General features: G+C 38.1%; 3 protein-coding genes. All 3 read left to right on the top strand.

Going from position 1 to position 10,092, the window contains the following annotated elements; all coding sequences use genetic code 11:
• The first annotated feature begins 619 nt into the window (after positions 1 to 619).
• On the top strand, positions 620 to 2,893 hold the full coding sequence (locus AFK68_RS24695) for a CHASE2 domain-containing protein (RefSeq protein ID WP_094675903.1): 2,274 nt from the start codon (positions 620 to 622) through the stop codon (positions 2,891 to 2,893).
• A 2,211-nt stretch (positions 2,894 to 5,104) separates the two neighbouring features.
• Positions 5,105 to 5,472 (top strand): filamentous hemagglutinin N-terminal domain-containing protein (locus AFK68_RS46380; protein WP_371357545.1); only part of this gene is annotated, 368 nt, incomplete at its 3' end.
• A 4-nt stretch (positions 5,473 to 5,476) separates the two neighbouring features.
• Positions 5,477 to 8,813: filamentous hemagglutinin N-terminal domain-containing protein (locus tag AFK68_RS46385; protein WP_371357546.1), on the top strand; the 3,337-nt coding region annotated here is incomplete at its 3' end.
• Positions 8,814 to 10,092: the final 1,279 nt, after the last annotated feature.

A 10,092-nucleotide genomic window follows, 5' to 3' on the forward strand; every position in this document is an offset into this window, starting at 1 on the left:
TTTTAAGGCTCGTTCAATATTTAGCATTCTTCTGGCCAATTTCTGCTTGAACCATTTTACCTTATTTCCCAACAACTCTAATGAAAAAAGCAGTCCCAAATGTCTTTGACCATGGGATAGAGGGTGTTGTAGTTCACCCAGTCAGGGTAACGCCTGCAAAATAAGGATTAGTCATATTTGACTATATTTTTATGAACTATAATATGAATTAAGCTTAGTTTTAATTTTCTGTTATTTGAGTACAACCTTCCAATGTTTTCAAGATTTATATAGATATATTTAATACCAATTCACTTTAAAGATGTCACAAATAGTTGCAAACTTAAGATGTGAAATAATTTCCTGAAATTACTGTGTCATCAAAGTTTCGAGTCTATAAAATCTTAATGCCTGACTTTTGTACGGGGGTTTTCCTGACGGAATGCTCCGCATTCATGTCGGCTCTTAGCCGAAACATGTCGGCGACAGCCGAAAATGGCCATTACCTACGCACAACTTTCCTAAGGTCATGCTGCCGTAAACGTTTTATATGTCGCGTAGCAAAACGCCCCTACGACTTTTGACTTCCGTGAAACGGTATAACTTTGTCCAATTATTTAGCTTCAGTAGTTAACCCTGAGTGAAATCTCGTTATGATTTTCTAGGAGCAAGACTCAAATTATTCATCTGGCAGTGGCGCGGGGTGTGGATAACAACTCCCTGCATAACTGCTTTTGTTATCTTACTGCGCCTAACCGGAATATTACAGTTATGGGAGTGGAGTACATACGATTTTTATATCCGAAACAGACCTTTACCTACACAGGATCGGCGTATTGCCATAATTGGTATTGATGAAGCAGACATCCACAGAATAGGTCAACCCATTCTTCCCGATGCTACATACGCCAAGCTACTCGAAAAACTCAAAGCTATGGAACCCAGAGCTATTGGTTTAGATATTTACCGAGATTTACCTGTACCACCTGGTCATCAAGAATTAGTTAGAGTATTTCAAAATACTCCGAATCTAGTTGGTATTCAGAAAGTAGTAGAGGATGATAAACAAGAAGGAGTAGCACCACCACCAGCTTTAAAAGAAAAAGGACAGGTAGGGGCAAATGATATGATTGTCGATGCAGATGGCCGAGTCAGAAGAGGTTTATTTTTCTTAGATAATCAAGACGGCGAAAGAATACATAGTTTTGCTATACATTTAGCATTGCATTATTTAAAAAAGGAAAATATTAAAGCAGAGAAAGTAGAAGGAACTAATAACTGGCGTATTGGAAATCAAATATTCATTCCCTTTGAAGAAAATGATGGTGGCTATGTGAAAACTGATGCGGGTGGGTATCAGTTATTAATCAACTATCGGGGGCCGAATGGTTATTTTGAAATTGTTAGTCTCACAGATATTCTTGAGGACCAGGTACCTCCAGACTGGGGACGCGATCGCATCATTCTCATTGGCAAAGTAGGAGAAAGTTTTAACGATCTATTCTATACCCCATATAGTAGTAGTTGGTTAAACTTGCCACAGCCAATGACAGGAGTAGAGGTTCAAGCAAATTTTATTAGTCAAATTATTAGTGCTACTTTAAATGAACGTTCCTTAATCGGAACTTGGTCTGAACCCCAGGAATGGTTATGGATTTTTATTTGGTCCGGAGTTGGAGCTACAGTTACATGGAACTGGCGAAATCAAACAAAACAATTTTTATCATTAGCTTTATTTAAATACCTAGGTCTAGAAATCTTTATTTTATTTGGTAGCACTTATATTGGTTTAATTTATGGTTGGTGGATTCCCGTTATACCACCTCTATTAGCATTAGTAGGTGCTTGCTTTGTCATTACAGGTTATGTTGCTGGTACTGCTAGTGGGATTAGAAAAACTTTTGGCCGTTATCTTTCCCAGGAAATAGTTAGTAATTTATTGGAAAGTAAAGAAGGTTTAAAAATAGGTGGTAAAAGACAAACTATTACTGTATTAGCTTCTGATTTAAGAGGATTTACAGCTCTTTCTGAGCAACTATCTTCAGAAGATGTAGTAGAAATTATTAATATTTATCTGCAAGATATATTAAAAATAATCACATACTATGGCGGTAATATTGACAAGTTACTTGGTGATGGAATAATGGTTCTTTTTGGTGCTCCAATAGTTAGGGAAGATGATGCAGAAAGAGCAGTTGCTTGTGCTTTAGCAATGCAGTTAGAAATGGAGTCTATTAATAAGAAAATTAAAGTCTTAGGATTACCAGCTTTAGAGATGGGTATTGGTATTAATACAGGGGATGCAGTAGTCGGAAATATTGGCTCTGAAGAACATACCGAATATACCGCTATTGGTTGGGAAGTTAACTTAGCTTTTCGGATAGAAACTTATGCTATTGGGAATCAAATCTTGATTTCTAATTCTACTAAAGAAGCGATCGGTATTTCAAAATTAAGAATAGATAGTACCAAGGAAATCAAACCTAAAGGGATGAGTAATCCAATCAATATTTACGAGGTAGGAGGTATAGGAGGTAAATATAATCTGTTTTTACCAAGAGAAGAGGAAATATTATTACTTTTAGAAAAACCAATTCCCATCTTTTATTTGATTGTAGAAGGAAAACAAATTAGTAATACTGTATTTAAAGGCAATTTAATTAAGCTTTCTCAGAGAGGTGCAGAGATAGAGATGAATAAATTGGCTTCAACAGATTCAATACCATTACCCTACAGTAATCTTCAACTTAATTTATTGAAGCCTGACAATCAATCATTTATGAGTGAACATATTTATGGGAAAATATTAAAAGTAGAAGAAGCATCAAAAACTTTTTATATCCGTTTTACTTTCAAGCCTCAATCTGTTATTCAACAACTTGATAGTTTATATCAGTCTTCTTTAAAAAAGTAAATTTAAAGATAGCTATTAGAGGAAGTCTAGGTGTCCTAGATTTGAATAGCTATATTTGCCAGAAAATTTGGGTAGATGATATTGAATATCAATGTTCTTCTAGATAGTATTTCTGCAGTTCTTACTCAAGTTATCAAATAAGAGGTACTACTACTTTGATTACTTACCTAATTAGGAGACACAAGAATAAATTGCGACTAATATTAGCCGATAACCAAGGCGACAGAAGGGACGTATCGCTGCGCGACATGTTTGCGGAGCATTCCGGAACGGAAAACGCATTTTTGCCTGTGCAACGTCCGTACAAAGCGTCTACAGGTTTTCTTGTAGACATTGGGAGATACCCCCTCAGCAGGTCTTGTTTGCTGTGCATTGTTAACAAATGTTAGCAAAATTGTATCGGCATTCGCAGAGGTTTTAATTACTTGACCATGCTAGAGATAACTTATCAGGATAGCGGTTACATAGTGGCCTGGGTTGGTACAANTCGCTGCGCGACATGTTTGCGGAGCATTCCGGAACGGAAAACGCATTTTTGCCTGTGCAACGTCCGTACAAAGCGTCTACAGGTTTTCTTGTAGACATTGGGAGATACCCCCTCAGCAGGTCTTGTTTGCTGTGCATTGTTAACAAATGTTAGCAAAATTGTATCGGCATTCGCAGAGGTTTTAATTACTTGACCATGCTAGAGATAACTTATCAGGATAGCGGTTACATAGTGGCCTGGTTTTGCACCACAAACTACTCTGTCTAAGGGCGATTATAGCACAATCTATAGCAACTATATCAATTTATGTGAATAAATATTAGCAAATCGACAATAGTTAATCAACCCCAACTATTTATGGTAGTGCGTCAAGGAAGTGTGGTCCGTGTGGTCCGTGTGGGGAGACTTCCCTTCCAGCAAGGAGGAATAATTGTAGGGTGTATCTTTATTGGGAAGTGTCAGCCACCTGTCCTAACTTTTTGGTTGCTCAACCTTTNCTTCCAGCAAGGAGGAATAATTGTAGGGTGTATCTTTATTGGGAAGTGTCAGCCACCTGTCCTAACTTTTTGGTTGCTCAACCTTTATACCAATTTGATAAATGTTTGCTACAAATACCTAGGGAATTTTTTAGGAGTCAGGAGACAGGAGTCAGGAGTCGTATGGGAATAGCTTTGATAGTATTTCTAAGTTCATAAATCATCTTTTTAGTCACAAGGACATCCCTATAAAGTATGCACAATCCCTCTTATTATTCGTAACATTCTTTTTTAAAACTGGTATTATATCTCAGAGCTTTTAGACCATTATTGGCCAGCCCTACGCGACTTATCCCACACTTTGCTGATGCACAACCCTATTTATAAACCTCTGGACAAAGTGGCACTACCTCCACATACCACTACTCACTAATACCAAATTCAAAAAAGGCAGTTACATCTTAAGTTGTGATTTATTCCTAGAATAAAAAACTTGATAAATCCCATAAATTCTCAAAATTAAACCTTTTTTCCTATTTTTTATTATTTTTTTTCTTTGCCAGATGAGCTGTTGCCTGTGCCGTGACTGTAGCAATATTTTATGAAATTGGTATAACTCTAGCTCCTCGTCAGTTAGCTCCTGAAATACTGCCTGTTCTTCAGGAGTATTTTTTTTTCATGTATGGTCGGTAATGACTCAATCTGGTAACATAACCCTGACATATACTGCAAATAGAGTTAATTCAGCTAGTTCACAATTAATTCATCCTAGTTGTTATCTTTTTACTACTAATTACCACTAAAATTAGTTAGGGACATATTCATGATTTACACAACGGCACTAATTATAGCGGGTTTATCTGGAAAAATGAGGAATTTATACACTATATATAGTTTGACTTCGTAAGTCCTGATATTATAAAACTGATAACTGATAACTGAAATAACATCTACTTCGACCACTTTTAAAACGAGTAGTTTACAATTAATTCATCCAGGTTGTTATCTATTTTTACCAACAATATTTAATAATTATTCAGAATTGTTGGTTGAGTCACTTTAACTAACGATATTAATTAGATAACTATGAAATTAAAATCTCTACTTACTTCCGTCAGCTTCACATCTGGAATCTGGCTAATTTTACCTATATTATATTGGCAAAAANTACCTTTTCTTCAAAATTAATCCGAAAAATTCAGAATTGTTGGTTGAGTCACTTTAACTAACGATATTAATTAGATAACTATGAAATTAAAATCTCTACTTACTTCCGTCAGCTTCACATCTGGAATCTGGCTAATTTTACCTATATTATATTGGCAAAAACCAGTCAAAGCTCAAATAATACCAGACGAAACATTAGGTAAAGAAAGCACAAAAATCAGAAGTATAGACCAACTGAAAAAACAAATAGAAGGAGGTGCAATTAGAGGTTCAAACCTCTTCCACAGTCTGCAAGAATTTAATATAACTGAAAATCAAAGCGTCTACTTCACAAATCCAATCGGAATTGAAAATATATTAACAAGAATCACAGGAAAAAATGCCAGTAATATCTTAGGAAAACTAGGAGTAGAAGGAGCAGCAAACCTATTTTTAATCAATCCCAACGGNCAAATAGAAGGAGGTGCAATTAGAGGTTCAAACCTCTTCCACAGTCTGCAAGAATTTAATATAACTGAAAATCAAAGCGTCTACTTCACAAATCCAATCGGAATTGAAAATATATTAACAAGAATCACAGGAAAAAATGCCAGTAATATCTTAGGAAAACTAGGAGTAGAAGGAGCAGCAAACCTATTTTTAATCAATCCCAACGGCATATTTTTCGGACCCAACTCCAGCCTAGACATTCGCGGTTCATTTATCGCCACAACAGCAGACGAAATCAGACTAGGAGAAAATGGAATATTCAGTGCCACAAACCCGCAAAATAGTAACCTATTATCCGTAGCACCATCAGCCCTATTTTTCAATCAAATAGCAACTCAAACAGGAAGCATTATTAATAGTTCAACAGCAGGAGAAACAGGATTACAAGTCCCGACAGGAGAAACCCTAGGATTAATAGGAAATCAAGTCATAATTGACGGTGGAAAACTAACAACAGAACAAGGAAGAATCGAAATAGGGAGCGTCGGAAATCAGAGTTTAATTGAAATAGAAAACACAGAAAATAATTATGAATTAAATTATTCAGAAGTAGAAAACTTCAACAATATAGAACTAAAAAATAACGCCGTAGTAGACGTAAGTGGAGAAGGAAGTGGAAAGATACAAATACAAGGAAAAAAGATACAAATAACAGAAAAATCAAGAATTCTAGGCAACACATTAGGAACCCAAGCAGGAGGGAACATATCATTAAGCGCCAGTGAATCAATAGAAGTAAATGACAGCCTAGTAGATGCCGATGTCGGACAAGGAGCAACAGGGGACGGAGCAAGTATAACAACCAATAGTCCGAATTTAATACTAACAAGTGGAGGACAAATTAGTACAGCAACATTTGGTTCAGGAGGAAGTGGAGAATTAACAGTAAACGCCCAAGAGATAGTAGTAATAGGAGCATCATCAGACGGTCAAAACCTCAGCGGTTTATTTACAGACGTATTACCAGGAGCAACAGGTAGAGGGGGAGATATGACCATCAACACTCAAAGCTTAAAACTATTCACTGGTGGGCAACTAGGAGCCAACGTATTAGGAGAAGGAGTTGGAGGAAACTTAACAGTAAACGCCCAAGAAATAGAAGCAAGTGGCACAATACCAGTAAACTTAACAGACCCACAACAACAACTACAAGTGCAAGCCTTAAATGGGCAACTTCCCGCAGCAATTTTAGCCATAGTCATACCACAAGCAGAAGGAAATAGTGGAAAATTAACAATAAATAGCGATCGCATCCTTTTAGAGAATGGAGCGCAAATAGGAATAGGAACATTTGGGTCAGGTAACAGTGGAGAACTAGTAGTCAAGGCAAAAGAGATACGAGTAGTAGGAACTTCAGCAGATGGGTTATTGCCAAGTAGCTTTAATAGTTCGGTCTTATTTGGAGCAACAGGAGAAGGTGGAAATATTAATATTGAGACCGAAAGTTTAACTCTAGAAGATGGGGGACAAGTAAGAGCAGGAACATCTGGAGTTGGAAATAGTGGAGATGTAAGAGTGAAAGCGAAAGAAATTAACTTACGAGGTAGTTCTGAGAATGGTAGGTTTGCCAGTAGTATTCAAGCCTCTGTAGAGGATCTATCAGACCTAGTTCCTGGGGCATTGGGTAGTGGAGATGGAGGACAAGTATTAATAGAAACTGAACGGTTGAGTCTGGAAAATGGAGCCGAAGTTAGTGCTAGCACATTTGGGGAAGGACAAGGTGGAAGTATTGAAATTAATGCTGCTGATGTTGAGATTAGTAACAGTTTTATTACTGCTGAGAGCAATGATAGCAACAATAATAGTCTCACCAACATTACTATTGGAAATGGAGGAAATTTAACAGTTAATACTCAACGTCTGAATTTGAAGGATGGAGGCAGACTCCTAGCGGCTACATCCACTGAAGGTCAAGGGGGAAATATTACCATCAATGCCACAGAAATAGAAGCAGTAGGTAGTTCACCAGAAACCAATAGTCCCAGTGGTATAGATAGCCGAGTCAAATTAGGAGCTACAGGAAACGGTGGCAACTTAACAATAAACACCCAACGTCTGATACAAAGGGATGGAGCAGTCATTCAAGCAGGAGTTTTCAGTTCTGGTCAAGGAGGAAACATTACAGTCAATGCTACAGAGATTGAATTATCTGGTAATGGTACAACTCGGAATATAATTCAAGAAGTATCACCTTTGATCCAAAGCGCAAGTGGAGAAGTTCCTAGTTCTTTGATAACCACTGTTCTGCCTGGTGCAACAGGAAAAGGTGGGAATTTAAGCATCAATACCCAAAGTTTGACCCTGCGAGATGGAGGGTTAATTGGTACAGGAACATTAAGTTCAGGTGAAAGTGGAGATTTAACAGTAAGAGCAAGAGAAATTAATTTGATAGGTACTAACCCTACTGGTCAACTTCCTAGTAGTCTGTTTACCACAGTTTTGTCAGGAGCCACGGGAAACGGAGGCAACTTAACCATTGATACCGAACGCCTCAGCTTGAGAAATGGTGGCCAACTCAGAGCGGGTACATCTGGTAATGGTCAAAGTGGAGACTTAACAGTAAGAGCCAAAGATATTGAAATCACTGGTCGTGGTGACGATGGTATACTTCCTAGCAGTATACTTGCTGGTGTAGAAGACTTAAGCAACTTATCTTTGGGTCAAGGTAAAGGAGATGGAGGTAACGCATTTATTCAAACAGAACGCTTAACTATTTTGGATGGAGCTGAAGTTAGTGTCATCACAGAAGGTGACGGTCAAGCTGGAAATCTTATCGTTAATGCTACTGACAATATTACCATCTCTGGAGTCAGTTCTATTACTGGTAACTCCAGTGCTATCACTGCTGGCAGCGAGTTAGGCGCAACACGACCAGGTGGAAACCTTAATATTACTACCCCGACTCTCAACCTCAGTAACGGTGCTGTTGTTACTGCTAGAAGTCGCAGCAACTCTAATGGTGGTAATATCATGTTAAATGTAGATAATCTCAATGTCGCCAGTGGCGCTCAAATTCTCACCTCTAGTTTCAATGATGGTAATGCGGGAACTATTAGTATTAATGCCGATACTGCTATTACTCTTTCTGGTAGTGATGTCAATTTTAATGACCGACTGGCTAATTTTGGAGCAGAAAATATTGATACTGATGGGGCAGAAACTGCTATTACTTCTCGTTCTCGTGGTAATGGTAATGCTGGCTCTGTTACTATCAATACACCTTCTTTGAGAGTAGAAGACCAGAGTATTATTAGTGTTAGCAGTTCTGGTAGTGGGGTAGCAGGTTCTCTTTTGATTAATGNTGTCAATTTTAATGACCGACTGGCTAATTTTGGAGCAGAAAATATTGATACTGATGGGGCAGAAACTGCTATTACTTCTCGTTCTCGTGGTAATGGTAATGCTGGCTCTGTTACTATCAATACACCTTCTTTGAGAGTAGAAGACCAGAGTATTATTAGTGTTAGCAGTTCTGGTAGTGGGGTAGCAGGTTCTCTTTTGATTAATGCTCCAACTATTCAAATCAATAATGGTACTCTCAGCGCTGAAACTGCTGCTGGAGAACAAGGCAACATTACCATACAAGCAAGAGAAATTAACCTAAAAAATCAGAGTGCTATTACTACAAATGCTACTAACTCTGCTACAGGTGGGGATATTAATATTGAGACAAAATTTTTAATTGGTTCAGACAACAGCAATATTAGTGCTAATGCCATAGTTGGTCAAGGTGGTAATATTGGCATTACAACAGAAGGAGTATTTCTGGATAATAGTAGTGAAATTACTGCCACCTCAGCTTTAGGTATAGATGGTTCAGTAGAACTGAATACCCAGGTAGACCCGACTCAAGGGGTGGTGAAAGTATCTGCTAATGTGATAGATGCTTCCTCATTAGTGGCACAAAATTTATGTGCAGCAACGAGTGAGGAAATACAAGGAAGTTCTTTTGTGATTACAGGTAGAGGTGGCCTCCCCCCCGATCCGACTCAACCATTAACAGTATTGAGGGGAACTGTGGGGTGGGAAAGTAAAAGTAATACACAACAGAACGCAAAATTNCCCAGGTAGACCCGACTCAAGGGGTGGTGAAAGTATCTGCTAATGTGATAGATGCTTCCTCATTAGTGGCACAAAATTTATGTGCAGCAACGAGTGAGGAAATACAAGGAAGTTCTTTTGTGATTACAGGTAGAGGTGGCCTCCCCCCCGATCCGACTCAACCATTAACAGTATTGAGGGGAACTGTGGGGTGGGAAAGTAAAAGTAATACACAACAGAACGCAAAATTTGTGATGTCTGAGTTTCAACAACCTGTGGTGGTTTATCGTCGGCCAGAAACTCAGAAAGTGCCACAAATTACTCAGGCAATGGGTTGGGTTATGACTGAATCTGGTAAAGTAACCCTGACATCTACTGCAAATAGAATTAATTCAGCTAGTCCACAATTAATTCATCCTAGTTGTTATCTATTTTTAGGGAGTAAGGAGTAGAGGACTTTGCTGATTTTAGTAAGGTGTAGAAAAAACTGGTAGTGCGTCAAGGAAGTGTGGGAAGTCTGGGAAGTGTGGGAAGTGTGG

This window comes from Hydrocoleum sp. CS-953 (assembly GCF_002260545.1).
GTDB lineage: Bacteria > Cyanobacteriota > Cyanobacteriia > Cyanobacteriales > Microcoleaceae > Trichodesmium.